The sequence below is a fragment of the Arthrobacter sp. TB 23 genome, assembly GCF_000294595.1.
GTDB lineage: Bacteria > Actinomycetota > Actinomycetes > Actinomycetales > Micrococcaceae > Arthrobacter_D.
Window position 1 is genome coordinate 28,861 of sequence record NZ_ALPM01000022.1, and the last position, 26,389, is coordinate 55,249.

Annotated in this window: 30 protein-coding genes; 17 read left to right on the forward strand and 13 right to left on the reverse strand. The window is 63.5% G+C overall.

What is annotated here, in order from left to right; genetic code table 11:
• Nucleotides 1-285: 285 nt before the first annotated feature.
• Both typA and B384_RS19545 read left to right on the forward strand, forming a co-directional pair.
• A complete protein-coding gene (gene typA, locus B384_RS0102790) occupies nt 286-2,202 on the forward strand; it encodes a translational GTPase TypA (protein ID WP_019481625.1) in 1,917 nt (638 codons plus the stop codon).
• 12 nt (nt 2,203-2,214) lie between these two features.
• A complete protein-coding gene (locus B384_RS19545) occupies nt 2,215-2,742 on the forward strand; it encodes a hypothetical protein (RefSeq protein WP_019481626.1) in 528 nt (175 codons plus the stop codon).
• 17 nt (nt 2,743-2,759) lie between these two features.
• On the opposite strand, the gene B384_RS0102800 is transcribed toward B384_RS19545, so the two are convergent.
• Nucleotides 2,760-3,254: an ArsR/SmtB family transcription factor gene (locus B384_RS0102800; protein ID WP_019481627.1), complete on the reverse strand. Its 495-nt coding sequence runs from the start codon at nt 3,252-3,254 to the stop codon at nt 2,760-2,762.
• 67 nt (nt 3,255-3,321) lie between these two features.
• Between B384_RS0102800 and B384_RS0102805 the strand changes: the two genes are divergently transcribed.
• Complete coding sequence (locus B384_RS0102805; RefSeq protein ID WP_035747539.1) at nt 3,322-4,590, forward strand: MFS transporter; 1,269 nt, start codon at nt 3,322-3,324, stop codon at nt 4,588-4,590.
• 176 nt (nt 4,591-4,766) lie between these two features.
• Nucleotides 4,767-5,612: a type IV toxin-antitoxin system AbiEi family antitoxin domain-containing protein gene (locus tag B384_RS0102810; protein WP_019481629.1), complete on the forward strand. Its 846-nt coding sequence runs from the start codon at nt 4,767-4,769 to the stop codon at nt 5,610-5,612.
• A gap of 60 nt (nt 5,613-5,672) precedes the next feature.
• Here the strand turns inward: B384_RS0102810 and B384_RS0102815 are convergent, their stop codons facing one another.
• A complete protein-coding gene (locus B384_RS0102815) occupies nt 5,673-5,903 on the reverse strand; it encodes a putative acetyltransferase (RefSeq protein ID WP_035747537.1) in 231 nt (76 codons plus the stop codon).
• A 131-nt stretch (nt 5,904-6,034) separates the two neighbouring features.
• Between B384_RS0102815 and fdxA the strand changes: the two genes are divergently transcribed.
• The 3 genes from fdxA (at nt 6,035) to B384_RS0102830 (ending at nt 8,929) form a co-directional block, all read left to right on the forward strand.
• Nucleotides 6,035-6,361 (forward strand): ferredoxin, encoded by a 327-nt coding sequence (gene fdxA / locus B384_RS0102820; protein WP_019481631.1) that lies wholly within the window; start codon nt 6,035-6,037, stop codon nt 6,359-6,361.
• Nucleotides 6,358-7,521, forward strand: a complete 1,164-nt coding sequence (dapC, locus tag B384_RS0102825; protein ID WP_019481632.1) for a succinyldiaminopimelate transaminase — start codon at nt 6,358-6,360, stop codon at nt 7,519-7,521. Before fdxA ends, dapC begins: the two co-directional genes overlap by 4 nt.
• 124 nt (nt 7,522-7,645) lie before the next feature.
• Nucleotides 7,646-8,929 (forward strand): citrate synthase, encoded by a 1,284-nt coding sequence (locus B384_RS0102830; protein ID WP_019481633.1) that lies wholly within the window; start codon nt 7,646-7,648, stop codon nt 8,927-8,929.
• Nucleotides 8,930-9,007: 78 nt separating this feature from the next.
• On the opposite strand, the gene galE is transcribed toward B384_RS0102830, so the two are convergent.
• Nucleotides 9,008-10,021, reverse strand: a complete 1,014-nt coding sequence (galE, locus tag B384_RS0102835) for a UDP-glucose 4-epimerase GalE (protein WP_019481634.1) — start codon at nt 10,019-10,021, stop codon at nt 9,008-9,010.
• Between the two features lie 141 nt (nt 10,022-10,162).
• Here galE and B384_RS0102840 point away from each other — a divergent pair, with 141 nt between their 5' ends.
• The gene (locus tag B384_RS0102840; RefSeq protein WP_019481635.1) at nt 10,163-10,765 is read left to right on the forward strand and encodes a hypothetical protein; all 603 of its coding nucleotides are present in this window, start codon (nt 10,163-10,165) and stop codon (nt 10,763-10,765) included.
• A gap of 8 nt (nt 10,766-10,773) precedes the next feature.
• Here B384_RS0102840 and B384_RS0102845 read toward each other — a convergent pair whose 3' ends face one another.
• Complete coding sequence (locus tag B384_RS0102845; protein WP_019481636.1) at nt 10,774-11,607, reverse strand: hypothetical protein; 834 nt, start codon at nt 11,605-11,607, stop codon at nt 10,774-10,776.
• Nucleotides 11,608-11,652: 45 nt separating this feature from the next.
• The gene (gene dapD / locus B384_RS0102850) at nt 11,653-12,615 is read right to left on the reverse strand and encodes a 2,3,4,5-tetrahydropyridine-2,6-dicarboxylate N-succinyltransferase (RefSeq protein ID WP_019481637.1); all 963 of its coding nucleotides are present in this window, start codon (nt 12,613-12,615) and stop codon (nt 11,653-11,655) included.
• 33 nt (nt 12,616-12,648) lie between these two features.
• On the opposite strand from dapD, the gene dapE reads away from it, so the two are divergent.
• Nucleotides 12,649-13,740, forward strand: coding sequence for a succinyl-diaminopimelate desuccinylase (gene dapE / locus B384_RS0102855; RefSeq protein WP_019481638.1), 1,092 nt, complete (start codon nt 12,649-12,651; stop codon nt 13,738-13,740).
• A 105-nt stretch (nt 13,741-13,845) separates the two neighbouring features.
• On the opposite strand, the gene B384_RS0102860 is transcribed toward dapE, so the two are convergent.
• The 4 genes from B384_RS0102860 to B384_RS0102875 form a co-directional block, all read right to left on the reverse strand.
• The gene (locus B384_RS0102860; protein ID WP_019481639.1) at nt 13,846-14,712 is read right to left on the reverse strand and encodes an amino acid ABC transporter permease; all 867 of its coding nucleotides are present in this window, start codon (nt 14,710-14,712) and stop codon (nt 13,846-13,848) included.
• Nucleotides 14,709-15,383 (reverse strand): amino acid ABC transporter permease, encoded by a 675-nt coding sequence (locus B384_RS0102865; protein WP_019481640.1) that lies wholly within the window; start codon nt 15,381-15,383, stop codon nt 14,709-14,711. Before B384_RS0102865 ends, B384_RS0102860 begins: the two co-directional genes overlap by 4 nt.
• Before the next feature lie 97 nt (nt 15,384-15,480).
• The gene (locus tag B384_RS0102870; protein WP_019481641.1) at nt 15,481-16,326 is read right to left on the reverse strand and encodes a glutamate ABC transporter substrate-binding protein; all 846 of its coding nucleotides are present in this window, start codon (nt 16,324-16,326) and stop codon (nt 15,481-15,483) included.
• Between the two features lie 44 nt (nt 16,327-16,370).
• The gene (locus B384_RS0102875; protein ID WP_050994829.1) at nt 16,371-17,153 is read right to left on the reverse strand and encodes an amino acid ABC transporter ATP-binding protein; all 783 of its coding nucleotides are present in this window, start codon (nt 17,151-17,153) and stop codon (nt 16,371-16,373) included.
• A 119-nt stretch (nt 17,154-17,272) separates the two neighbouring features.
• On the opposite strand from B384_RS0102875, the gene B384_RS0102880 reads away from it, so the two are divergent.
• The 4 genes from B384_RS0102880 to B384_RS19950 all read left to right on the forward strand — a co-directional run bounded on the left by B384_RS0102880 (nt 17,273) and on the right by B384_RS19950 (nt 19,331).
• Nucleotides 17,273-18,058, forward strand: coding sequence for a TIGR00730 family Rossman fold protein (locus B384_RS0102880; protein ID WP_019481643.1), 786 nt, complete (start codon nt 17,273-17,275; stop codon nt 18,056-18,058).
• A 54-nt stretch (nt 18,059-18,112) separates the two neighbouring features.
• Complete coding sequence (locus B384_RS0102885; RefSeq protein ID WP_019481644.1) at nt 18,113-18,433, forward strand: DivIVA domain-containing protein; 321 nt, start codon at nt 18,113-18,115, stop codon at nt 18,431-18,433.
• Entirely contained in the window at nt 18,430-19,008 is a 579-nt protein-coding gene (locus B384_RS0102890) for a DNA-3-methyladenine glycosylase I (RefSeq protein WP_019481645.1), read from the forward strand. Before B384_RS0102885 ends, B384_RS0102890 begins: the two co-directional genes overlap by 4 nt.
• 155 nt (nt 19,009-19,163) lie before the next feature.
• A complete protein-coding gene (locus B384_RS19950; protein WP_019481646.1) occupies nt 19,164-19,331 on the forward strand; it encodes a DUF3117 domain-containing protein in 168 nt (55 codons plus the stop codon).
• 58 nt (nt 19,332-19,389) lie between these two features.
• Here B384_RS19950 and B384_RS0102900 read toward each other — a convergent pair whose 3' ends face one another.
• Nucleotides 19,390-20,037 (reverse strand): O-methyltransferase, encoded by a 648-nt coding sequence (locus B384_RS0102900; RefSeq protein ID WP_019481647.1) that lies wholly within the window; start codon nt 20,035-20,037, stop codon nt 19,390-19,392.
• A 263-nt stretch (nt 20,038-20,300) separates the two neighbouring features.
• On the opposite strand from B384_RS0102900, the gene sigE reads away from it, so the two are divergent.
• Genes sigE through B384_RS0102915 form a run of 3 tightly spaced genes read left to right on the forward strand, consistent with a single transcriptional unit; the run spans nt 20,301 to nt 22,365 of the window.
• Nucleotides 20,301-20,933, forward strand: coding sequence for an RNA polymerase sigma factor SigE (gene sigE, locus B384_RS0102905; protein ID WP_019481648.1), 633 nt, complete (start codon nt 20,301-20,303; stop codon nt 20,931-20,933).
• 5 nt (nt 20,934-20,938) lie between these two features.
• Entirely contained in the window at nt 20,939-21,913 is a 975-nt protein-coding gene (locus tag B384_RS0102910) for an anti-sigma factor family protein (protein ID WP_083850812.1), read from the forward strand.
• Between the two features lie 41 nt (nt 21,914-21,954).
• Complete coding sequence (locus tag B384_RS0102915; RefSeq protein WP_019481650.1) at nt 21,955-22,365, forward strand: sec-independent translocase; 411 nt, start codon at nt 21,955-21,957, stop codon at nt 22,363-22,365.
• Nucleotides 22,366-22,414: 49 nt separating this feature from the next.
• Here the strand turns inward: B384_RS0102915 and B384_RS0102920 are convergent, their stop codons facing one another.
• Genes B384_RS0102920 through B384_RS0102930 form a run of 3 tightly spaced genes read right to left on the reverse strand, consistent with a single transcriptional unit; the run spans nt 22,415 to nt 25,399 of the window.
• A complete protein-coding gene (locus tag B384_RS0102920; RefSeq protein ID WP_019481651.1) occupies nt 22,415-23,515 on the reverse strand; it encodes an Mrp/NBP35 family ATP-binding protein in 1,101 nt (366 codons plus the stop codon).
• A 14-nt stretch (nt 23,516-23,529) separates the two neighbouring features.
• Nucleotides 23,530-24,126 carry a DUF1003 domain-containing protein gene (locus B384_RS0102925; protein WP_019481652.1) on the reverse strand — a complete coding sequence of 199 codons (597 nt, stop codon included), beginning with the start codon at nt 24,124-24,126 and terminating at the stop codon, nt 23,530-23,532.
• Nucleotides 24,119-25,399, reverse strand: coding sequence for a magnesium transporter MgtE N-terminal domain-containing protein (locus tag B384_RS0102930; protein ID WP_019481653.1), 1,281 nt, complete (start codon nt 25,397-25,399; stop codon nt 24,119-24,121). The genes B384_RS0102925 and B384_RS0102930 overlap by 8 nt, the downstream gene beginning before the upstream one ends.
• A gap of 118 nt (nt 25,400-25,517) precedes the next feature.
• On the opposite strand from B384_RS0102930, the gene B384_RS0102935 reads away from it, so the two are divergent.
• On the forward strand, nt 25,518-26,389 hold an 872-nt coding region (locus tag B384_RS0102935), incomplete at its 3' end, for a general stress protein (protein ID WP_019481654.1).

Here is a 26,389-nt window from a genome sequence, read left to right on the forward strand (position 1 = left end):
GAAAGAGCTGCCCCCTTGTTTACCGGGGTAGAACACGGAAACGGCTCGCCCTATAGGGGCGGGCCGTTTCTGCGTGCAGAGGCCACCTCGGATTGTGTCAGTCGCTGCCCGGGGTCCCCTTTCGGCGCAGATCTGATCGTGCCGGACACGCCGGGGACCTGCGATTTTGACCCGAATTGCTCCCCGCGTTAGGGCATTTTTTCCTGAGAGCTTAGACTGGTACAAGCAGGCGCCGTCCTCATAACGCTAGATTCCCCTCAAGATTACTGAATTGAGTCATTACGCATGTCTGAAACCACAGGCAACACAGCTGTTCGCAGCGACCTCCGCAACGTTGCCATCGTGGCCCACGTTGACCACGGAAAGACCACCTTGGTTGATGCCATGCTCCGGCAGACCAATTCCTTCGCAGCCCATGGCGACGTGGCAGACCGGGTCATGGACTCCGGTGACCTCGAGCGCGAAAAGGGCATCACCATCCTCGCCAAGAACACCACCGTGTTCTACGACGGTCCTTCGGCCAAGGGCGAGACCATCACTATCAACGTGATCGACACCCCGGGCCACGCCGATTTCGGTGGCGAGGTGGAACGCGGTCTGTCAATGGTCGACGGCGTTGTCCTGCTGGTGGATGCCTCTGAAGGCCCACTGCCCCAGACCCGCTTCGTGCTGCGTAAGGCCCTCGCCGCGAAGCTCCCAGTGGTGCTGCTGGTCAACAAGACCGACCGTCCCGACTCGCGGATCGATGAAGTGGTCAGCGAATCAATGGACCTCCTCCTCGGCCTCGCCTCGGACCTCGCCGACGAAGTTCCGGACCTGGACCTTGACTCGGTTCTCAACGTGCCAGTCGTTTACGCGGCAGCCCGTGAAGGCGCAGCCTCACTCGAGCAGCCAGCTGACGGCACCGTTCCGTCGAATGACAACCTTGAGCCACTGTTCAAGACCATCATCGATCACATCCCAGCGCCCCGGTACAACCCGGACGGTGTGCTGCAGGCGCACGTCACCAACCTTGACGCCTCCCCGTTCCTGGGCCGTCTCGCCCTGCTGCGGATCTTCAACGGCACCCTGCGTAAGGGCCAGACCGTCGCCTGGGCCCGTCAGAACGGTGAGCTGAAGTCCGTCAAGATCACCGAATTGCTGGCCACCCGCGCCCTCGATCGCGTGCCTACCGACTCCGCCGGACCGGGCGAGATCGTCGCCGTCGCCGGTATCGAGGACATCACCATCGGTGAGACCCTGACCGACATTGACAACCCCCAGCCACTGCCGCTGATCACCGTCGATGACCCGGCCATCTCGGTCACCATCGGTATCAACACCTCGCCGCTCGCCGGCCGGGTCAAGGGCGCCAAGGTGACCGCGCGCCAGGTGAAGGATCGCCTGGACCGTGAACTGATCGGTAACGTTTCCCTGAAGGTTCTTGCCACTGAGCGTCCCGACGCCTGGGAAGTACAGGGACGTGGCGAGCTTGCACTCGCCATCCTCGTCGAGCAGATGCGTCGTGAAGGGTTCGAACTGACGGTTGGCAAGCCTCAGGTTGTGACCCGGATGGTCGACGGCAAGGTGCACGAGCCGATGGAGCACATGACCATCGACGTACCCGAGGAGTACCTGGGCGCAGTGACCCAGATCCTCGCCACCCGCAAGGGCCGGATGACCAACATGTCCAACCACGGCACCGGTTGGGTCCGGATGGAATTCATCGTCCCCGCCCGTGGCCTGATTGGGTTCCGTACCAAGTTCCTCACGGACACCCGCGGCGCCGGTATCGCCGCTTCCTACTCCGAGGGCTACGAGCCCTGGGCCGGGGACATCGAGTACCGCACCAACGGCTCGATGATCGCTGACCGCGCCGGAGTCGTTACCCCGTTTGCCATGATCAACCTGCAGGAACGCGGATCCTTCTTCGTGGAGCCCACCTCCGAGGTATACCAGGGCATGATCGTCGGCGAGAACTCACGCGCCGATGACATGGACGTGAACATCACCAAGGAAAAGAAGCTCACCAACATGCGTGCAGCCTCATCGGACACCTTCGAGAACCTCACCCCTCCCCGCAAGCTGACCCTCGAAGAGTCGTTGGAGTTTGCCCGCGAAGACGAGTGTGTTGAAGTGACTCCTGAGTCGATCAGGATCCGCAAGCTGATCCTCGATGCCAACGAACGGATGCGCGCGGCTCGCTCACGCGCCCGCGTCTAGTCTTCGACCGTTTTGCAGGATCGCTCATCGACACTGGCTGACGACGACGACCGGCGCCCAGCCGTCGTCGTCAGCCAGCCGATCGGCACCGCGGTGGGGGATCGCCCTGCCCGAGAAAACGCCCACCGCCAGGGAAGTCCCCGGTGGTGGGCGTTTCTCGTTTCGGCCGTTCTGGGGCCCGTGGTGGCCGTCCTGGGAACCGCCCTCCATAGCCAGCAGTGGGATGTTGGAGGCCTGACCCTTCCGGTGGGAGCGGCCGCGGCAGTGCTGCTGGCAGGGAGCGTCGCAGTTTTCGTGGCACTGTGGGCTCGCAACGTATATGTCGCCCCGGTGGTGGGTGGAGTCGCTTATCTTTTGGTGGGATTGTTTGCCGCCAGCGAGAATCAGCCGTTGGTCCTGACCGACTTGGGAATGGACCCACTCCTGCCGTCTGCGGTTGCGGGAAGCATTTGGGTATTTGGCCTGGCGGTCGTCACGGTCGTCGCGTCGATGGTGTCCTGGTGGGTGCTGCGACCCCGGCGGGCTCACCGTCCGGCCTAGACCAGAGACCGTGCCGGTTAGTCGGCGCTGCGGTCCAGATGGTGGGCCAACATGATGGACGTGGCGGTACCGTCGGTGTCTGAATCGCGGATCGCGTATTCCTCAAGAATTTCGCGGATCCGGCGCATCATCTCGGAGCGGTTCGTTTCGTTCAGGCGAACACCGAGCCGCCAGACATCAATTTCCGACGGATTCAGCCCGTCAATCTCCTGCAGGAAAGTTTCCACCAGCACTGGCGCAGCATTTGGAATCCTGCTGCGCCATGACAGTCCGGTCGCCCGGTAGGGAATCTCCTTGGCCCCACGGTTGCCGGTGCGGGTTTCTTCGGCCACCAAAAACCCGGTGGACAGCAGGGTCCGCACGTGGTGCAGCGCGGTCGCCGGGTTGAGGTCAAGGAGCTCAGCTATTTCCTTGTTGGTTCTGCCCTTATGCAGGCAAAGCCGGAGGATTCTGAGCCGAACGGGGGAGCTGAGTGCTCGGCCGCGTGCCTGCACATCCTCATCAGTATCCATCCCTAAATGATACGTCAGACCGACCCAGTGATTGACAGTAATCAATCACTACACGCAGACTGTGACGGTGACCACCCAGACCGGATCCCCGCCGCCGTCCCTGCTTCGCGATCGAAACTTTCTCAATTTTTGGGCCGGACAAGCCATCAGCCAGCTGGGCACCCAACTCGGACATCTTGCCCTCCCCGTCATCGCCGTTTTGCTTTTGGGTGCCTCCGAGCTTGAAGTCGGTGTGCTCAACGCCAGCGGCACGGCAGCGTTCCTGCTCGTCGGGCTACCCGCAGGAGCATGGGTGGACCGCTGGCTCAAACGGCGGGTAATGATCGGGGCGGATCTGGTGCGGATGGTCGCGATGCTCGCCATCCCCCTGCTCTGGTGGATGGATACCCTGACCATCTGGCACCTCTGCCTCGTGGCTGGCGTCGTTGGCATTGCAACAGTGTTCTTTGATGTTGCCTACCAAAGCTACGTTCCCGTGCTGGTGACGGGGGACCAGGTGCCCAGCGCCAACTCGAAGCTTGAGTCGACCGCCCAGATCTCCCGACTGGGTGGGCCCGCGTTGGGCGGTGGCCTGTTGCAGCTCCTCAGTGCGCCCCTGCTGGTTCTCGGGCAGTCAGCGGGCTATCTGCTGTCGGCCGTGTTCTTGGTGCGGACCCGGGATGAGGAGCAGCGTTCGCCGGTTGCGGACCGGCGCCCGCTCACCGTCGAAATCAGGGAGGGTCTGTCTTTCGTATGGCGGCATCCGCTGATCCGGCGCGTCGCGGCCTGTACTGCCGGCGTCAATTTCTTCGCTTCCTTGCTCTTCACCCTGTTGCCACTGCTGATTCTGCGGGACCTCGAGCTGGGGGCGGCAGCACTTGGCCTGATCCTCTCGGTCGCCGCGGTGGGAGGCTTGGCGGGCGCGCTCGCAACCCCGTGGATTGCCGCACGGATTGGTGAGGGGACTGTGATCCCGCTCGCGTCTCTGGCCAGCGGCGCGTTCCTGATGCTGGTGCCGCTGGCCGCGCTTGCGCCGTCGAAGCCTGCCGCGTTGGCTCTGCTCATCGTGGGGGAGGCGGGGATGACCTTTTGCGTCCTGGCCTACAACATAATGCAGGTCAGCATGCGCCAGCGGGTCTGTCCCCCAAGGCTGCTTGGCAGGATGAACGCGTCCATCAGGTTTGTGGTGTGGGGGGTCATGCCGATCGCTGGTCTGCTTGCGGGGGTACTGGGCGAACAGCTCGGGATCCTCCCGACAATGTGGATTGGGGTGGCGGGAACCTTCCTGGCGGCCATTCCCGTGCTGGGCGGGGGCTTCTGGGGTATGAAGAAGCTCCCCGACACGGTTGCTCAGTAGCCGGTTCGCTTCCGCGGGCCCCTGGTCCCACCGATCGGGCCTGATCGGCGGGACTGTCTAGACATTCCCACCGACCAGGCGTGAAGAGTGGGATCCGTGGCAACTCCGTCGAAGATTTATCCACAAAGTCTCGGACCAGCAGGCAGCGGCTGGGTAAACGGGGCCAGTATTCACTCATGGATCTTCATCATCTGCTGGTTGCCCAGGGCGGGGTTGCTCGTCGGAAAGACCTGGTGGCCCATGGGGTCAGTTCGCACCAACTCCGTAACGCGGTGGCAATGGGTCAGCTCTCAAAGCCGATCCGCGGCGTCTATTGCCTACCTGATGCTGATCCGACACTCGTACTGGCGGCGAGCGTCGGCGCTGATCTTGCCTGTATCAGCGCCGCAAGAATCCACGGACTCTGGATTCTCCGCCGCCCGACTCTGATTCACGTCTGCGTTGACCACGGGCGAGCGCTGGAAGGTGTGTTCAAGGTTCACCGGTCAACTAGACCGCCGACTGTTCTCGACATCTGTGTACAGTGTATGCGTTGCCTGCCTGAGCTCGAGGCGCTGTGCATCGTCGAGTCGGCAGTCGTGATGGGCAAGGTGAGCATGCTCGCTCTCCGCCGAAGAACGACGGGACGCAGGGACGGGTCTCTTCGGAAGATCGTCGCGCAGATCGATCCGTTCTCGCAATCAATCCTCGAAACGGTGGCCAAGTATCATCTTCGCCGGGCCGGATACAGCTTCCAGTCGCAGGTCTACATCAAAGGGGTCGGCCGGCTCGATCTGGTGGTGGAGAAGGTGCTCGGCGTGGAGGCTGACGGACGCCGATTCCATGTCGGCGCATCGGATTTCGAAGAGGATCGACGGCGCGGAAATCTCCTGATGATTGGGCGGGTCCCAGTACTGCGGGCCTCTTACACCCTGCTTGTCGATCATCCAGAATTGTTCCTCAGGATGGTGAAGCAAGCGCTTGACGCGCACGATCCCGTTGTACCACTTCGGTCAGTGGGAAGGTCTAGACAATCCCACTGACCGGGCTCCTCCAGAGGGAAAGGCCCAGACGTTCGGGTCCAGGGTGGGCGAGTGTGCAGGTCAGAACCGTCGGGGGCGCCGCGGGGGTGGGGGAGGCACCGGCTTGGCTGCGGTCACCAGCTCAAGGGGGACGACGACGTCGCCCTGGCGCCTGGTCCGCACGGTGCAGGTCCGCTCATCGATCTGGACGAGCTCCCCCAGCGCATCCGTGAGACCATCGTCAATGCGATACCTGACCACAACGCGGGTCCCCACGGGAAGGGTGAGCAATTGGCGTGCGGGGGAGTCCATCTGTTCAGCGTAGTGGTCAGGATTGGTAGTGGTGGGGCTCATAGGGTTAAACCGGGACACGATGCGGCTGCACCGGGCCATTGCGTTAAGCTGGAAACGGAACGACAGCCCCAACTGGAAAGGCGTGGGAAGTGACCTACGTAATCGCACAGCCGTGCGTGGATTTGAAGGACAAGGCCTGCATCGAGGAATGCCCAGTAGATTGCATCTACGAAGGCGAACGGTCCCTCTACATCCATCCGGATGAGTGCGTCGATTGCGGCGCCTGCGAGCCGGTGTGCCCGGTGGAAGCCATCTACTACGAGGATGACACCCCCGACCAGTGGGCTGAGTACTACAAAGCCAACGTCGAGTTCTTCGACGACATCGGATCGCCGGGCGGTGCCGCGAAGCTGGGAAACATCGGCAAGGACCACCCGATCATCGCGGCCCTCCCGCCCCAGACCCACGACCTATGAGCGTCCCGGGCGGCAACCGACAGTTCGGGATCGCCCTCCCGGACTATCCGTGGGACGCCATGGCCCCCTACGTGACTTTGGCGAAGCAGCACCCCGGTGGGGCTGTGAACCTGTCCATTGGAACGCCAGTCGATCCAACCCCTGCGGTCATTCAGGAGGCATTGACCGGTGCGGCCGACGCCCCGGGATACCCCACCACGCACGGTACTGACGAGCTCAGGTCCGCGGTCAGCAACTGGTTCGCGCGGCGCCGTGGCGTTGTCGGACTTGATCCGTTGGACGTCCTGCCAACGGTGGGGTCCAAGGAACTCGTCGCCTGGCTGCCAACGTTGCTCGGGCTGGGAGAGGGCGACGTCGTCGTCCGCCCGACCGTCGCGTACCCCACCTATGACATCGGCGCGGAACTTGCGGGTGCCACGGCAGTCGCCGCCGATGACCTGTACACCCTTGACGAGGAGACCAGGGCGCGTGTCCGGCTGGTGTGGGTCAATTCGCCCGCCAACCCGACGGGTCGCGTCCTTTCGGCCACCGACCTCGCGAAGGTTGTGACCGAGGCCCGCGCGCTGGGCGCCGTCGTCGCCTCAGACGAGTGCTACGCGGAACTCGGCTGGGGTACCTGGGACAGCGCCAGGGGCGGCGAATCTGTGCCCAGTGTGCTCGATGCCCGCGTCAATGGGGGCAGCCACAGCAACCTGCTCGCCGTTTACTCGTTGAGTAAGCAATCGAACATGGCCGGCTATCGGGCCGCGTTCACTGCCGGCGATCCTGACCTGATTGCCAACATGGTGAACTCCCGCAAACACGCCGGAATGATTGTGCCGTTCCCGGTCCAGGAAGCCATGCGCGCCGCGCTCAACGACGACGAGCATGTGCAAGCCCAGAAGGACCTGTACCGGCGACGCCGCGACCTGCTGATCCCCGCGCTGGAGAACTTCGGGCTACGGCTCGAAGATTCGGTGGCGGGACTATACCTATGGGCCACTGCGGGCGAAGACACCTGGACCACTGTGGAACGTTTCGCCCGGCTTGGGATCATCGTCGGACCGGGTACTTTCTACGGCGATGCTGGCCGGGGATTCATCCGAGTCGCGATGACCGGCACCGACCAGGCCATCGATAAGGCAGTCCAACGGCTGTCCGCGGCTCGGCAGGTTCAGTAGGCCCGCAAGTCCAGGGTCCGGTCAATGCCGATTAGCGCTCCGGGTGTCCTACCGGTAGCGTTTTAGTTGAATGTGCGAAGGTGTCGCAAGCCAATGCATGCCACCACTCCTGGAGGAGAGTTCAATGACCGAGCAAAACGGTGCGTCCCTGCACTATGACGGAGGCAAACTCAGCCTCCCGATGGTCAATGCCGCTGAAGGCAACAATGGCTATGACGTGTCGAAGCTGCTCAAGCAGACCGGCGCCGTGACATACGATCCGGGCTTCATGAACACCGCAGCCACCACCTCGGCGATCACCTACATCGACGGCGACCAGGGCATCCTGCGCTACCGGGGATACCCGATCGACCAGTTGGCCCAGCACTCCAGCTTCCTTGAGGTTTCCTACCTGCTGATCTACGGGAACCTGCCGACCCCCACCGAACTGGCTGCCTTCGACGACCGCATCCGCCGGCACACTCTGCTCCATGAGGAGCTCAAGGGTTTCTTCGGCGGTTTCCCCCGCGATGCGCACCCCATGCCGGTGCTCTCCTCGGCCGTTTCGGCGCTGTCCACGTTCTATCAGGATTCACTGGACCCGTTCGACGACGAGCAGGTGGAGCTGTCCACCTTCCGCCTGATGGCGAAGCTCCCGGTCATTGCCGCCTACGCCCACAAGAAGTCAATCGGCCAGCCGATGCTGTACCCGGACAACTCGATGAACCTGGTCGAGAACTTCCTCAGGCTTTCCTTCGGGCTGCCCGCAGAACCGTATGACCTGGACCCGATGATGGTCAAGGCTCTCGACCTGCTGCTGATCCTGCACGCCGACCACGAGCAGAACTGCTCCACCTCGACGGTCCGTCTGGTTGGCAGCTCGCACGCGAACATGTTCGCTTCGGTCTCCGCCGGTATCAATGCACTCTTCGGCCCGCTGCACGGCGGGGCCAACGAAGCTGTCCTGAACATGCTCCGCGATATTCAGGGCAAGGGCATGAAGCCCGAAGACTTCATGGAGAAGGTCAAGAACAAGGAAGACGGCGTGAAGCTAATGGGCTTCGGGCACCGCGTCTACAAGAACTACGACCCGCGCGCCACCATTGTGAAGGCCACCGCCCACGATATCCTCGGCAAGCTTGGCGGCAATGACGAACTGCTCGACATCGCGATGCGCCTCGAAGAGAAGGCCCTGGCCGATGACTACTTCATCGAACGCAAGCTGTACCCGAACGTGGACTTCTACACCGGCCTGATCTACAAGGCGATGGGCTTCCCGGAAAAGATGTTCACCGTCTTGTTCGCGATCGGCCGGTTGCCGGGGTGGATCGCCCAGTGGCGTGAAATGATGCAGGACCCGCAAACCAAGATTGGTCGCCCCCGCCAGCTCTACACGGGCGAAGCAGCGCGCAACTACCCCGCAAGGTAGCCCGCACCTACCGCTTACGACGACGGCCGGTCACCTTCNGGCCGTCGCGGTTAACGCGGGGAAGCCGCCGAGCGACTACTAGTCCGAGTAGCCCTGGGGATTGTGTTTTTGCCAGCGCCAATGGTCCTCGCACATCTGCTGCAGGGAGCGGTGGGCCGACCAGCCGAAATCCGCCAGTGCGGCTGACGGGTCGGCATAGCTGACCGCCGCGTCGCCGGGCCGCCGGGCCGCGAATTCGTAGGGGATCTCATGCCCGGCAGCAGCGGAAAAGGCCGCAAGTACCTCAAGCACCGATGACCCGTTGCCGGTGCCCAGGTTCCAGCGGTGCACCCCGGCGTGGGTGGTCAGATAATCCAGCGCCGCCAGGTGCCCGGCTGCCAGGTCCACCACATGAATGTAGTCGCGGATGCCCGTGCCATCGGGGGTGGGGTAATCGTTGCCGAAAACCATCACTTTCTCCCGGCGCCCCACTGCCACCTGGGCCACGAAGGGCAGCAGGTTATTGGGAATGCCAGTGGGGTCCTCCCCAATCAGCCCGGATTCGTGGGCCCCGACCGGGTTGAAATACCTCAGCAAAGCGATGTTCCAGCGGCCATCGGCGGCACCGAGATCCGAGAGGATGTCCTCGATTTGTTCCTTGGTGCGGCCATAGGGATTGACCGCGTCAAGCGGCATTTTCTCGATCAGCGGAACCTCTTCCGAAGCGCCGTAGACGGTGGCGGAAGAGCTGAAAACCAGTGTCCTTACCTGTGCTGCATCCATGACCCGGAGCAGATTCAGCGTTCCGCCGACGTTGTTGTGATAGTAATGCAGCGGCTTGGCCACTGACTCGCCCACCGCCTTCAAACCAGCGAAGTGGATTACAGCATCAACAGCTTCTGCGTCGAAAACCGCCGTGAGTGCTGCCTCGTCGAGGAGATCCACTTTGTGGAAGGTAAGAGCCTTCGCACTCAGTTCCCTGACCCGGTCAAGGGCGGTCTCAGAGGAGTTCATGAGATTGTCGACAACCACCACCTGGTGGCCAGCTTCAAGGAGGGCGAGCGTCGTATGCGAGCCGATGTAGCCGCTGCCGCCGGTAACAAGAATTTTCATGCTTCCAGCCTAGTTTGTTACTGGGATATCGGTGGTCTTCACGGGTAGAGGGTCGCGGGCGTTCGGTCTACCCTTGGATTCAATAGGTCGAGTCTCTGCCGGGGAGGCCGGAGGATTCGCCCCAGAAAGGATGATTGGTTGATGACCGCGGGTGGTCATGGGTGGCACATTGTTGTTGACACGTCGCCGGTAATGCTGTTCTCCCTGTATTTGAGGGACTGCGCTGGGTTGGACGCTGTCGGGGTCCCGGTGGTGTCCGAGCTGGTCCCCTCGGTGCATCGGGTAGACCCCAGCCAACTGGTCCACGACGCCGGGGGCCTGACGGTGCTCCGGATTGAATGGGAGACGTGGTGGCGTCAGCTGGTGGCGGACTGTTTCGACGCCGAGGCGACGGCACCGCATTTTCCGGAGCTGGCGTCCCTGCCCGCCCTTCAGCTGCTGGCTCAAGCCCACTATGGTGCGGCGATCGACTGGTCACGCGAGCGGAGGGCAGAGTATGCCGCGCTGAAACACCGGAGGGGAAAGGTTCGGCGGAGAGACCCGTTCGAGCAGCTGGTCGAGGAGCGGGAACTGGAGTTGGGCCGGAGCTCCCGGGCGTTTACCTTGCAGGTGGTCGAGCTTCCGCTCAGCGAACCGCGTGCCTGGTTCGTTGAGCCAGCCACGCTTCTCATGAGCCAGGACCTCTCCGACGACGCACTAGCCTTCACTAGCTACGTTCGGCCGGTCGTGGAACTGCTCGCCTAGGACCCCGGTCAGGCGTCCGCCAAGGCCAGCTTGATGACAATCAGCCCAGTCGTTGTTTCAGCGGCTTCCCAGCCGTGAGTTGACCTGGTCCATTGCAGACCACCATAGGACACCGCTTCGATGTGCAGCGCCTTGGCGTTTGCGACCGCCCATTGCGCGGTTGCCCAGCCCTGGGTTCCGGAAGCAGCGAAACTGAGCGCCCCGTCGTCGTCCAGTGACGTTTCGAGGGGGCCGAAAACCTGTTCGGCGGCGGCCTGCACAGCGGCCGGATCGCCCACCTGGTCGGTGCCCCGCAGGACACAGTTCAGGGAGGCAGGGGAGTTGCCGGTCAGGGCCGACGCAAAAGCGCGCCCCTCCGCCTCGTGATCGGCGTAGGCATCCGGCAGGGCGCTGCGTTGCACGGCCTGCGCCGCCTCGGTGATGGGCAGGGCCTCGTAGCCGGGTACCAGCACGAGCGCGTCGTAGAACGCCCCGGCCGCGTAGAGGGGATCCTGTACCTCGGCGTCGGTGCCCCAGCCCTGCGATGGCCGCTGCTGGAAGAGCCCGCGCGAATCCGGTCCGGCCTGGTCACCGTAGTCCAGGTTGCGGAGCCCCGACTCCTGGACCGCCGTCGCGAGCGCAATGGAAGCGGCCCGCGCCGGCAGCCCACGGGTGACGGCGACAGCGGCGATCAGCGAGGCATTCTCGGCCTGTTCGAGGCCAAGTTCGTAGGTATCGTCGCCGACGACGGCGGTGCAGCGCTCCCGCACCAGGACTTCCGACGTGTTCACCTGGTTGACGGCCAGATAGATGCCACCGGACAGCACCGCCAGCAGCACGACGAGAACAAGCGTCGTCTTCACCCGACGACGGCGACGCGCTTCGGCTTTCGTGTAAGCCACGGGTCCCTAGTTGGCGTGCAGCACTGAGTTCAAGGCGATCCCGTGGCCGCTGCGCGGACGTGCCTCGACGACGCCGGTCGCCGAGTTGCGGAGGAACAGCAGGAAGGACTCACCGGAGAGCTCGGCGGCCTTGACCACTCGCCCGTCCGGGAGGGTGACCTTGGTGCCAGCAGTAATGTACAGGCCGGCTTCGACGACGCAGTCGTCGCCGAGGGAAATCCCGATGCCGGCTTGGGCGCCGAGAAGGCACCGCTCGCCGATCGCCACCCGTTCCTTGCCGCCCCCGGAGAGTGTGCCCATGATGGATGCGCCGCCACCGATGTCCGAACCGTTGCCCACCACCACTCCGGCGGAAATGCGGCCTTCGACCATCGACTGGCCGAGGGTGCCCGCATTGAAGTTGACGAAGCCCTCGTGCATGACGGTGGTACCAACGGCTAGGTGTGCGCCAAGCCGCACCCGGTCGGCGTCGGCAATCCGTACCCCGGCGGGCAGTACGTAGTCGACCATGCGGGGGAACTTGTCCACGCCGTAGACCACTACCGTGCCGCGGGTCCGCAGCCGGAGGCGGGTGCTTTCGAAGTCTTCGACGGGGCAGGGCCCGAAGTTGGTCCACACCACGTTGGCCAGCAGCCCAAACACGCCGTCGAGGTTGACGGTGTTGGGCGCTGCAAGCCGGTGGGACAGAAGGTGCAGGCGAAGATATGCGTCCGCCGCGTCGGTCGGCGCCGAATCCAGGTCGGCGTGCGCCGCAATGACTTCCTGGCTGGTGCCGCGCAGGTCATCGTTCCCGGCGAGGGCGTCGAGAGAGCTTCTGAGATCCTCCTGCGATGTGTCGCCGAGTTCGGGGCGGGGAAACCACACATCAAGGACGGTGCGGTTGGCGGCGAAGGTCGCCAGACCCAGTCCGTGGGCTGAGCGGGGGCCTGGATCGGTTGCTGGCGTGGGGGCTGTGGCTCGTTCAGTCATGGCCTCAAGTCTACCGAGCGATAGGCTGGATCAATGACCGCTAACCTCCCCGCAGCCCTTGACCTTTCTGCCGATGTTGCAGCTCTGACCGCCTCTCTCCTCGACATTGAGAGCGTCTCCGGCAATGAGCGGACCCTCGCCGACGCCGTCGAAACCGCCTTGCAGGCCTGCCCTCATCTGGAGCTGGTGCGCGACGGCGACTCAATCATCGCGCGGACCTCACTGGGCCGTGCCGAACGGGTCATCCTCGCCGGCCATCTGGACACCGTGCCCCTTCCGGGTGTTCCCGGCTCCCGGGGAACCGTCCCCAGCACCTGGGACGGCGAAGTGCTTTACGGCAGGGGTGCCACCGATATGAAGGGCGGGGTGGCGGTCCAGTTGGCGCTCGCCGCAGCGCTGACCGATCCCGCCCGCGACATTACCTACGTGTTTTACGACCACGAGGAAGTCGATGCGTCGTTGAGTGGGCTTGGCAGGCTGGTGACCAGGTTCCCTGACTGGTTGACCGCCGATTTCGCAGTGTTGCTGGAACCCACGGACGGTACCGTCGAGGGCGGCTGCAACGGCACCGCCCGCTTCAATGTCACCACCACCGGCCGGGCAGCGCACTCGGCACGTGCCTGGATGGGGGAGAACGCCATCCATGCGGCTGGCGACATCCTGACCCGGCTTCGCGACCACGAACCACTCACCGTTGACGTGGATGGTCTCGCCTACCGGGAGAGCCTTAACGCGGTGATGATCAAGGGCGGCACGGCTGGGAACGTCATCCCCGACCGGACAGTGGTTGAGGTGAACTACCGGTTTGCGCCGGATAAGTCGCCCGACGACGCCGAGGCTTACGTCCGGGCGGTGCTGGAGGGCTACGACGTCGAACGCACCGACGCTGCCGCCGGCGCCCGCCCCGGGCTGCACCATCCTGCGGCAGCAGACTTCGTGGCGGCCGTGGGTGCCGAGCCCAAACCGAAGTACGGCTGGACCGACGTCGCCCGCTTCAGCGAGTTGGGCATCCCGGCCGTGAACTTCGGGCCGGGTGATCCGCTGCTGGCGCACTCGGATAACGAGCACGTCAGCGCCGACGAGATCCGCGAGTGCCTGAGGGCGCTGAAGACCTGGCTGGGCTAGCCCACCCAGACGGCGGGCTCAGGCAGCCATTGGACAAGAAAGTGCGGCTACACCTTGAGGTGTAGCCGCACTCTTGCCGTGCGCTGATTGCAGTCGGTGGGCTGGCTAGGGCACGGGGGCCGCTGCAGCCAGTTCCGGATCCTCGGTCTGCTTGACCTTGCGACCTGTCCTGAAGCTCAGCAGCGTGGAGAGCTTGTTGGCTGCCGAGGAGAGGGCGAAGTTGATCAGGATGAAGATGAAGGCAGCAATCAGGAGGGACTGCAGCAGGTTGCCTTCACCGACGCCGAGGCGGCGGGAGAACTGGAGGAGTTCCGCGTAGCCGATGATGTAGCCCAGTGCGGAGTCCTTGAGGATGACGACGAACTGGCTGACCATGGCTGGCAGCATCGCGACCAGCGCCTGGGGAATCTCGATGCTCCGCAGGGACTTGCCCGGGGTCATACCGATGGCCATCGCCGCTTCGCGCTGGCCCTTGGGAAGGCCATGTACTCCGGATCGGACCAGTTCGGCGATCACCGACCCGTTGTACAGGGTCAGTGCCGTCACAACTGCCACAAAGATCGGATCATCGATGAAACCAACCTGAGCCAGGGCAAGCCACAGGAAGATCATCATCAGCAGGACGGGTACCGCACGGAGAAATTCGACGACGAGACCAGCAACCCAGCGGACCGGTGCGATATGGGATAGTCGGCCGATCCCGAACAGCAGCCCAAACGCGATCGAGGTGACCACTGCGACCGCCGCGGCCTTAAGGGTGCTGAGCAGGCCCGGGAGAATGAAGAACTCCCAGGTCCGCCACTCGAGGAAGGGCGTCCACTTGGCGGCTTCGAACTGGCCCTGGGCGGCCAGAGCTACTACTACGTAGCCTAAGAGGCCCAGCACCAGCAGCACGCCAGCGATATTGCCAAGAAGGATGCGGCGCTTGCCCTTCGGGCCCGGTGCATCGAATAGAACCTGTTGAGCGCTCATCGTGCCACCGCCAGTTTCCTTGACAACCAGGTAGTAAGAAGGCCGATGGGGACAACGATGATCACGAAGCCCATGGCGAAGATAAAGAAGATGGGAATCACCAGGTCACCCCTGAACTCGATCATTTCCTTCATCAGGTTTGAGGACTCGATCACCGATCCAGCGAACGCGACAGTCGAGTTCTTGGTCAGGGCAATGAGGACGTTACCAAGCGGTGCAACTGCACCGCGGAGCGCCTGCGGCAGAATGATCAGGCGGGCGGCCGGCAGGAAGCTTAACCCAATAGCGCGGGCGGCCTCTGCCTGGCCGAGGGGAACGGTGTTGACACCGCTGCGGATCGCTTCACAAACGAAGGCCGCGTGGTAGATGCTCAAGCCCAGGATGGCCAGGCGGAGGAAATTCACCTGGAAATCCTCGGCCAGGACCACATTCAGTTGTCCCCACAGCCCGAGGACACCGAAGGCAATGATCACCGTGAGCGGTGTGTTCCGGAAGATATTCACATACGCCGCGCCGAACCACTGCAGGCTGGCGATCGGCGAGATGCGCATGAGCGCAAGGATAGTTCCCAGGATAAATGACCAGATAGCGGCCCAAAACGTCAGCTGGATATTGACCCAGAACGCTCCAGCGACGTCGTACGTCTCAAAGAGCGATAGGAAGTTATCCATGGTTCACCTCTTCCGTGGTGTTGAAAACCGTAAAGTTGAAAAGCCTTGGTGAGGCAGCCGCGAAGCTACCCCACCAAGGCAAAAAAACGGCTCGAGCTTAGGCGCAGGCGTCAGGCTCTGGTGGGTTCAGCTCGTCGTTGAAGGTGTAGTCAGCGCCCTCGGTGTTGTTCGTGATGGCTTCTTCCCAGGCACCCTCGTCGATCATCTTGACGATGGCGGCGTTGACATCTTCACACAGGTCGCTGCCCTTGGTGAGGCCAACTCCATAGTTCTCCTCGGAGAACGGGTTGCCCACCACCTTGAACTGGCCGGCATTGGCTTCCTGCGCGGCGAGGCCAGCCAGGATGATGTCATCGGTGGTGACGGCGTCGATCTGGCCGCCGCCCATCAGCGAGACACACTCGGCGTAGCCGGGCTGCTCAACCAGGTTGGCATCGGCGCCGAACTCTTCGTTGATACGAGCAGCCGAGGTGGAACCGGCAACCGAGCAAAGGTTCTTGCCGGTCAGCGACTCTGGCCCGGTGATTTCCTCGTCGTCTGCGCGGACCAGGAGGTCCTGGCCGGCAACGAAGTACGGTCCGGCGAAGTCGACGGTTTCCTTGCGCTCGTCAGTGATGGAATAGGTAGCGAAAATCATGTCCACCTCTTCGGTGGAGAGCAGATTCTCGCGGTTGGCCGAAGGAGCCTCGACCCATTCGATCTGGTCCTCGGAGTAACCGAGCTCGGTGGCCACATATTTGGCAACGTCGACGTCGAAGCCGGAGTACTCGCCGCCCTCATCGAAGCCCAGGCCCGGCTGGTCGAACTTGATGCCGATGCGGATGCTGTCGGAGCCTGCATCTGTCGCGGTGTCGTCGCCACCCTCGTCCCCGCCGCCACAGGCGGAAAGGGTGAGTGCTGCTACAGCTGCCATGGCGGCTGCTGCGTAACGGGTCTTGCGCATGATTTCTCCTTGCGTTTCGTCTGACTTGATGAAAATTTGTGGGGCTAATGCGCCAGGATCTTGCCGAGGAAGTCTTTGGCTCGGGTGCTCTGGGGGTTGGTGAAGAACTCTTCGGGGGTGGCCTCCTCGACGATCTGGCCGCCGTCCATGAAGATCACCCGGTCCGCTGCCTTGCGGGCGAAGCCCATTTCGTGGGTCACCACGATCATGGTCATACCCTCTTTGGCCAGGGTGACCATCGCGTCGAGGACCTCGTTGATCATTTCGGGGTCAAGCGCGGAGGTGGGTTCGTCAAACAGCATCACCTTCGGCTGCATGGCAAGCGCACGGGCAATCGCCACACGTTGCTGCTGACCGCCGGAAAGCTGCGCTGGCAGTTTCTGGGCCTGGTTATCAACCCCTACCCGCTTCAGCAGGGACATGGCCAGCTCCTTGGCCTCGGCACTTTTCATGCCTTTGACCTTGATCGGCCCCAACGTCACATTTTCGAGGATGGATTTGTGGGCAAACAGGTTGAAGGACTGGAACACCATCCCGACGTCGGCGCGGAGTTTTGCAAGCGCCTTGCCCTCGGCAGGCAGTTTAACGCCGTCGATCCGGATCTCTCCGTCGTCGATGGTTTCCAGCCGGTTGATGGCACGGCAGAGGGTTGATTTACCGGAACCGGACGGTCCGATCACCACCACCACCTCACCGCGGGCCACCTCGAGGTTGATGTTCTGCAGCACATGGAGTTCGCCGTAGTGCTTGTTGACGTTCTTCAGCAGCACGAGCGGCGTCTCAGATGATGGTGCAGCGGGCGAGTTCGCTTCGAAATCACTGGTCATAGAGATGAATGTAGCGAACGAATGCCCGCTGGCAACACATGATTGTTGCGATTTGGTAAATCGTGACTCAAGAGCAACCAAGACCCAAAGGGGTTGCGGAGGGCGGATAGGCTCAAAAGATGGCTTCCAACGAGTTTTTGTCCAGTCCAGAATCCAATGCCGCCCGCGCCACCCCGTCACGCCGGCGAGGCCAGGTGGAGCTCCGCCGTGGGCAGATCCAGGCGCCTCAATCTGACAGCTACCTGCTGGACTCAGGGGGCGGGAACCACTTCACCAAGACGGACCCGTGGCGGGTGTTGCGTATCCAGAGCGAGTTCGTCGAAGGTTTCGGGACACTCGCCGAGCTTGGGCCGGCTATCAGTGTGTTCGGCTCGGCGCGGACCCCACGGGATTCGCCGTTCTACGCGATGGGTGAGGAGGTGGGCCGGCGCCTGGTGGAGGCAAACTATGCGGTCATCACAGGTGGAGGTCCGGGAGCCATGGAAGCGGCCAACAAGGGAGCCTGCGAGGCCGGCGGACTCTCAGTTGGTCTCGGCATCGAGCTGCCGTTCGAACATGGGATGAATGAGTGGGTGGACCTTGGAGTGAACTTCAGGTACTTCTTCGTCCGAAAAACCATGTTCGTGAAATATGCGCAAGGGTTCATCGTCCTGCCGGGCGGATTCGGCACCCTGGATGAACTATTCGAAGCCATGACCCTGGTCCAGACCAGGAAGGTCACCTCCTTCCCCATTGTCCTGATGGGCACTGAGTTCTGGGCGCCGCTCTGGGATTGGGTGAGGGGCAGCCTGCTGGCGAACGGGATGATCTCCGCCAGGGACCTGGACCTGGTGCATCTGGTGGACGACCCAGCCGAAGCCGTCCGGCTGGTGCAGGCAGACACCGCATCACACAAGTCACCGTGACCATTCGCTGGCACCAATAACAATGGCACCGTTAACTCTGGCAGCATTGACACGGTGAGTATTTTCCTGGTGTTTATTGCTATCGCTGTGGTGGGTGCTGTGGCTTTCGCCGTCGTCGGACGGCAGCGTCCGGGAGGGGATCTGACGGTCCCCGGGCATCCTGCGGGGCTGGTCGAACCCGCCCCGTCCCTGCCCGCAGTGCTGCTGCCCGACGACCCCCACCCTTCCGACATCGATAGAATCCGCTTCGCCCCCGCCTTGCGTGGGTACCGGATGGACCAGGTCGACGAGGTCCTCGAGAAGCTGGCGTCAGCGCTCGCCGAGCGGGACGAGATCATCGCCGACCTCCGACGGTCCCGCCAGGACAGCCGATGAGCGGCGCGGCACTCGGGGAGGACGGGCGGGTGCGCTGCGACTGGGCCAACGCTACTGCCGATTACCGGACCTACCACGACGAGGAATGGGGTCGCTCCGTCTCCGGGGAGGCAGCCCTGTTTGAACGGCTCAGCCTCGAAGCCTTCCAGTCCGGTCTAAGCTGGATCACCATTCTGCGGAAGCGGGAGTCCTTCCGGGCGGCCTTCAGGGAGTTCGACCCGGCCGTGGTGGCAGAATTCGACGACGACGACGTCGAGCGGTTGCTTCAGGATGCCGGAATTGTCCGTAACCGGGCGAAGATCCTCGCAACCATTGCGAATGCCCGGGCGCTGCTGGCTCTCCCACCGGGTGAAAGCCTCGCCAATATCCTTGAAGCGCACCGGCCAGCACCTCGTCCCGCCCCGGTTGCACTGACCGACGTGCCTGCGGTTGTCCCTGAATCGGTGGCACTGGCAAAGGCCCTGCGGTCGCACGGATTCAGGTTTGTTGGTCCCACTACCGGGTACGCCATGATGCAGGCAACCGGGTACGTCAATGACCATCTGCTGCACTGCTGGGTGCGGGGCTCGATGTGACCCACAACGCACCGCGATTCGCCGAGTCCGGCTCTGTGCGGGATAATGGTGGAGGATCAATGCGCGGGGGCCAGCATGCCGCCGTGTCACTGACGTTAATTTTCGTTGACGGGCGGCCGGGGATCCCGGGCGCGCACATTTGAAGGGATACCTTTATGGCTGCCATGAAACCGCGGACCGGCGATGGGCCGATGGAAGTCACCAAAGAGGGCCGCAGCCTAATCATGCGGGTACCGATTGATGGTGGCGGGCGGCTAGTGGTCGAACTCAATGCGGAGGAAGCCGGCAACCTCAAGGACTGCCTTTTGACGGTCACCGAGTAGTCGCCCAAAGTGGCAGCGCTGCTGGGGTCGGCCCCAAGGGTGCCGACCCCAGCAGTGACTACTTACGGATGGCTGGCATCTTAACGGCGAGCAGCAGGCCATGGCCGGTGGGAAGCATGGCCGACACCAGTTGCTCGTGGTCGCGAATAGTGCGTCCCACCTGGCGGAGAATGTTGGTCGAATCCTCTCGGATGGCCGGATCTGCCACCCGATCCTGATCCAGTGCGTCGTTGAGCATCAACATGCCGCCCGGCTTCAGCAGGCGGATGGCCTGATTTGCGTAGAGCGGCAGACCGGCCTTGTCTGCGTCGATAAAGACCAGATCGTAGGCGGCGTCAGTGAGGCGGGGCAGCACGTCAGCGGCCCGGCCTGAGATGGTGCGTGTCCGGTTCCCCGGCACGCCAGCCTCGGCGTAGGCCTCTCTCGCAGCGCGGAGGTGGTCGACGTCGGAGTCGATGGTGGTCAGGACCGACTGCGGTCCCAGGCCGCGCAGGATACATACCCCGGACACACCGGCCCCGGCACCGATCTCCACAACTGTCTGTGCCTTTGACGTCGCAGCAAGGACTGTCAACGCGGCCGCGACACCGGTGCTGACCGGCGTGACCCCAAGCTCGTAGGACCGGTCCCGGGCACGCAGCAGGACTTCATCCTCGTCGGGCAGCCCCTCGGCGTATGACCAGCTACTTTGTTTGTCCGCGCTCATGTATTTACCGTTCAGTCTTCTCGTTCAGGGGACGTTCTCGCTTTGGTACCCAGCCTACTGGTTGGGGGGCTCCTCGCCCCATTTGGGTGATCAAGGGAATCCGAGCGCCGTCGCAGGGCTTTCGCAGGCCAGGGCACACCAGTTTTTCAGCGATCTCCCAGCTTGATAGGGCAATATTTCTAGCTCCAGGCATCCGGTGAGCCATTGGCCGCGAATACCTTGGGAGACGGCAAAATGCTGTTTCACACTGGGAGGAGAGGTTGATGTCCACTTCGCAAACAACGGTGGCCGCTGACACCGTCACCGATGAAGCAGCAGGCACGGACGCCGTCTGGGTGGCGCCCTCCTGGGAAGAAGTGGTGGTTGTCCATTCGCCGAAGGTGTACCGGCTGGCCTACCGCCTGACCGGCAACAAGTTCGACGCCGAGGATCTCACCCAGGAAGTGTTTGTCAGGGTCTTCCGGTCCCTGGCCAACTTCACGCCCGGCACCCTCGATGGGTGGCTGCACCGAATCACCACCAATCTTTTCCTGGATCAGGCTCGCCGGAAAAGCCGGATCAGGTTCGATGGCCTGACGGAGGAGGCCGAAAGCCGCCTGCCCAGCGCCCATCCCGGGCCGGAACGCAGTTTTGAATTCAACAACCTCGACATTGATGTGCAGGCTGCCCTCGAAGAACTCCCACCCGATTTCCGGGCGGCTGTGGTCCTGTGCGATCTGGAAGGGCTCGCCTACAACGAGGTGGCTGAAGCCCTCGGGGTGAAGCTGGGAACAGTGCGCTCACGGATCCACCGGGGGCGCACCATGCTGCGGGAAAAGCTTGCTCACCGTGACCCGGCCCTGACCGCCGCCAAAAGCCCCCGAATGAAGCTGCCCCGGATTGCGGGTGCCCATTAGCGGCCATGCGACATCCGAAGCGGCATCTAGCTGATTTCGTAGACGGGGAGTTGCCCTTGGACCGCCGCAGGGCGGTGGAAAGCCACCTCGCCCGCTGCGCCTCCTGCCGGGACACCGTGCGGGAGCATCGGGGTGTCCGAAATCGGCTGCAAAGCTCAGAGATCCCACGGCCCGACGCCGATCTGTTCGATCGCATCATGGCGACCGCCCAGCGCCACCCAGAGACGCGTCCCGGGGTGGCGCCCGACGTCGTCGGGGAGGAAAGGCACGGACCCGGCCGGCGGATGGCAGGCTTTGCCTCACGCCACCGCACACCGATGGCGGTGAGCGGAGGGCTGGCCGTCGTCGCGCTCGCAACGCTTACCGGTGCCTATGCCCTTGGCATCGAATCGGAGCATGAGGTCCTCGCCGGCAGCGGTCGAAGCGGGGCGCTGATGGCTGGCTGGCAGTCGGTTGCCTCCGATACCCCAACCCTGCTGGATGCCAGCCAGCTCGAAGAGCTCAGGGGCGGTGGCTGGTACTGCCCCGACCTCGAAATGATGGGGTTCAGCGTGGCGGGTGCGGAAGCCATCACTGTGGCGAACCGTCCGGCACTCATGATGGTGCTTAACGACGGAACTGACTCAGTCACTATCTACGAACAGCGCAAACTCGGCGACGGTCGGGCACCTGTCGCGTCACCGCCCATCAACGCCCTGACGGGGAACTCCGTCGTCGACGACGGCTTCGAACGCATCGGCGGGATGCAACGCCAAATCTGGGTCCACCCGGGGCACTCCTGGCAGGTGGTGCTCGACTCCCAGTCGGTGACCTACACCGTTGTCTCGAGTCTTCCCGCAGCAGAAATGCCGCAGGCTGTTAGCCAACTGGTACTGGCCGAGCACTCCCGGCTGGCGCCAACCGAGCCGACTCCGCATGACCCCCTGAGCAGGATTCTTCGAGGGCTCAACAAGCTGGCACAGCCAGCCTCGGGACAGTGAGCCAAATAGCTCCTGCCGCCGCCGAAAGGTAGTCTTCTTCAGTGTTTGGAATCAACGGGCTCGAGTTTTTGCTGCTGGCTGTCATCGCCGTCATGGTTCTCGGACCTGAACGGCTGCCGGAGTATGCCGCCCAGCTGGGCAGGCTGGTGAAGGATCTCCGCCGGATGGCATCGGGCGCGCGGGAGCAGCTCCGCGAGGAAGTCGGCCCGGAGCTCGACGACGTCGACTGGCGCAAGCTCGACCCCCGCCAGTACGATCCGCGTCGGATCATCAAGGAAGCCCTGATCGACGACGTCCAGGACGCTTTCAAGCCTGTTAGCGGGGGAGCACCGAACCCGGCGGCCCCGGCTTCCGTCACGCCGCCAGCCCGGTCACGGCCGCTGCCGTCAGTCGCGACGTCACCGCGGCTCAGCGCCGGCCAGTTGGCGCCGTTCGATGTGGAAGCCACCTAGCACCAGGCTGTTGCGCCCGGACGGAACCGGTCAGGCGAAGCCTGCCTGGCTAGGTGGGAGTGACCTTCAGCCGACGGCCGCCGAGGTCACGCGGACGGCGGGCGAGGGTGTCCGCTATCTGGCGAAGTTCCTGCGCTGCGGCGGATTCGCTGGTCCCATTGACGATAGGTTCCCCACTATCCCCACCCTCGCGAAGGGCAATCTCGAGTGGGACACTGCCGAGGAGCGGGACCGGGTAGCCCAGGGCCTCAGTGAGGCGGCCGGTCAGGGCGAGCCCGCCACCCTTGCCGAACAGTTCCATCCGTTCCCCACCGGGAAGCTCAAGCCAGGACATGTTCTCGATCACCCCTGAAACCTTCTGGCCCGTCTGGTTGGCCAGGGTCCCGGCGCGTTCAGCAACGTCCGCGGCCGCCGTCTGCGGCGTGGTGACCACCAACAGCTCCGACGAGGGCAGCAGTTGGGCCACAGAGATGGCGATGTCCCCGGTGCCAGGAGGAAGATCGAGGAACAATACGTCCAGATCGCCGAAGTGCACGTCGCTGAGAAACTGCTCAAGTGCCCGGTGGAGCATGGGCCCGCGCCAGGCGACCGGCTGATTGCCGGCGATGAACATGCCAATTGAAATGACTTTGACGTCGTAGGCGACCGGCGGGAGGATCATCTCATCGACCCGGGTTGGCGGCTGGGTGATCCCCAGCAGGGAAGGTACCGAGAAGCCGTAGACGTCAGCGTCGACAATCCCCACTCTCAGGCCCTGGGCGGCCATTGCCACCGCAAGATTCACTGTGACGCTCGATTTGCCGACCCCGCCCTTGCCGCTCGCCACCGCGTACACCCGGGTCAGTGAGCCCTCGTCGTTGAACGGGATGCCCTTCCGGCCACCGGGGCCCCTGAGCTGTTCCTTGAGCCGGTCGCGTTGCTGTTGGGTCATCACTGAGAGCCGCACGTCCACCGAGGTGACTCCGTGGAGGCCCCCTACCGCGGTTTCGACGTCGCGGGTGATGGTCCCGCGCAGCGGGCAGCCAGCAATGGTGAGCAGCACCTCAACGGTGACGGCGCCGTCGACGATATCGGTGCCCGCAACCATACCCAGCTCGGTGATTGGTTTGCGAAGTTCAGGGTCAATCACGGTGGCGAGGGCTGCATCCACCTGCTCCCGCAATGTCACAACCGGTCAGACCGGTTGGGCTGCAGCTTTGGCAGCGACGCCGTCTGGTCGCCGCCCTTCCGGCGCGACTTTTTATGGAGGGCCGTGTCTTTGTCTTCGGCGGTCTCAAGGATTTCCTCAAGGACTGAGCGCAGTTCGGACCGGACATAATCGCGCGTCGCGACCTCGCGGATCGCGATCCGCAGTTCAGCGATTTCCCGGGTCAGATATTCGGTGTCGGAAAGGTTCCGTTCAGCACGCTGCCGATCCTGCCGCAGCGACACCCGGTCGCGGTCGTCCTGCCGGTTCTGTGCCAGAAGCAGCAGGGGTGCTGCATAGGATGCTTGGAGGGAGAGCATCAGGGTCAGCAGGGTGAAACCGATGGCGGCGCTGTCGAAACGCAGTCCGCCTGGGGCCCAGGAGTTCCAGGCCAGCCAGAGGGCAACAAAGACTGTCATGTAGAACAGGAACTGGGGTGTCCCCATGAACCGGGCGAAGTTTTCGGTGGCGCTGCCGAACCGGTCCGGGTTCGGCCGCAGCCGGGGCAGCCAGCGTTTACGGCTCTCGCGCGGGGTATCGAGCCCTGTCGCAGTGGTTTTGATCCGCTCAGCCATTGGTTGCTCCCTTCGTCAATCCCGGGTAGTCGTTGGCAGCGCGCCAATCATCGGGCAGCAGGTGGTCGAGGACGTCGTCGACTGTCACCGCTCCGACCAACCGACCTTCAGCGTTGACGACGGGAATGGAGTTCAGATTGTAGGTCGCAAGGATGCGGGCCACCTCGCTGATGTTGGCCTGGTCCCCGACGGGCTCCAGATCGGTGTCAACGATGTTCCCCAGCTGCTCCGGCGGAGGGAATCGCAGCAGCTGCTGGATGTGGACGACGCCGAGATACCGTCCGGTGGGTGTCTCAAGCGGTGGTCGGCACACGAAAATCGATGAGGCCAACGCTGGAGTCAGTTCCTCACGCCGGACGTGCGCGAGGGCTTCGGCCACTGTCGCCTCGGGTGGGAGGATGACCGGCACGGTGGTCATCATGGAGCCGGCAGTGTCCTCCTCGTATTGGAGCAGGCGTCGCACATCCTCTGCGTCTTCGGGTTCCATCAACGCGAGGAGGTCCTCCTTCTGCGCTTCGGGCAGTTCGTTGAGGAGGTCCGCGGCGTCGTCGGGGTCCATTTCCTCCAGCACATCGGCGGCACGTTCACGGTGGAGCGAAGAGATGATCTGCACCTGGTCATCGTCCGGGAGTTCCTGCAGGATGTCAGCGAGCCGGTCATCCTGCAGGGCGCCCGCAATCTCGGTGCGTCGTTTGTCGCTCATTTCGTGCAGCGCGTCCGCGAAGTCGGCCGGCTTGAGGTCCTCGTGTTGCGCAACGAACTGGGAAGCGCCCTGCGGTTCGGCAGCGTCCCCGTGGTAGGCGTCCAGCCAGTCGACAATGAGGCGTTCGCCCCGGCGGAGTCCACGCAGCGCCGACGACGACGAGCCGCGCCTGATGAATACCTGTGATACGTGCCAGTCGCCGGCGCGGTCCACCTCGATGGCGATATCCTCGATTACTGCCTCGCCGCTCCCGTCGCGCAGGGTCACCCGGCGGTCAAAAAGCTCACCCACCACCAGCATTTCGGCGCCGCGCTGTTCGAAGCGGCGGAGGTTGACCAGTCCGGTGCAGATGATCTGGGTCGAATCAATCGACGTGACCCGGGTCATCGGGACAAAGACCCGCCGTTTGCCGGGTACCTCCACCACCAGGCCAACGGCCTGGGGCGCGGTGTTCGGGCCGAGGTCAAGAACCACCGCATCACGAAGTCGGCCCAGACGGTCACCCAGTGGGTCAAACACGTCGAGGCCAAGCAGGCGCGCCACGAAGACGCGGGTGGGATTAGTGCTCACCTGCCTAGGCTACTTTGGAACGGCCGCTTCCGCCCTATTCGATCGGCGGCAACGTAGCGCTAGTTCACTGCGAGCGATACGGGCCCACAGGTCAGCCGTTCTGGGTGAGAATGGAACCATGTCAAATGTGCTTGGTCGAACGGCGTCACGGGATGAAGGCCGCATCCTGCCCAAAGGCGAAACGGTCGGACGGTACAGTGCCTACCTGGACGCGCAGAAGGCAGTGGATTACCTAGCCGACAGCAAGTTCCCCGTGCAGAAAGTCTCGATCATTGGCAGCGATCTGAAGACTGTTGAACGAGTGACGGGCCGGCTCAGCTACCCGCGGGTGGCATTGGCCAGCGCTGCAACGGGTGCATGGTTCGGATTTTTCGTGGGCCTGATCCTGACGCTGTTCGGCGACGGCGGTGCGTACCTGCCGATCTTCACCGCGATGGCGCTTGGCGCCGTGTTCTGGATGCTGTTTGGCGTCATCACCTACGCCTTCCAGCGTGGCAAGCGGGACTTCACCTCCACGAGTCAGGTCATCGCCACCAGCTACGATGTCATCGTCGAACCGGAATCGGCCGGTGAAGCCCGACGGATGCTGCAACAGTTGCCAATGAACGGTCAGGCCCAGCACCCCGGCGGGTCCGCGCAGGGGTGGCAACCACCGGCAGCGCCTCCCGGTAGCGGCCCACAGGCGCCGGGCCAGCCCGGGCAGCCGCAGGCCTGGAAAGACCCGCTCGCCCAGCCCATCCAGAATCCACAGCAGCCCGGCACCCCCGAGTCCGGGACCGCCAGCCAGGGAAACGCGCCGGACCAGGGTGCACACACCGCAGCGGATGGGTCACAGGGTGCAGGCCCCTCCGGTCCCCGGCGTGGCCAGTTCGCTGACCTCCCCGACGGGCGGCCGCAGTACGGTGTCCGGGTTGACCCTCAGGAGAACAGTGCGGCCGCGACAGAGAGCCCGGCGAAGGGTCCCGAGGAATCGGGTCAGCCCGCCGACGA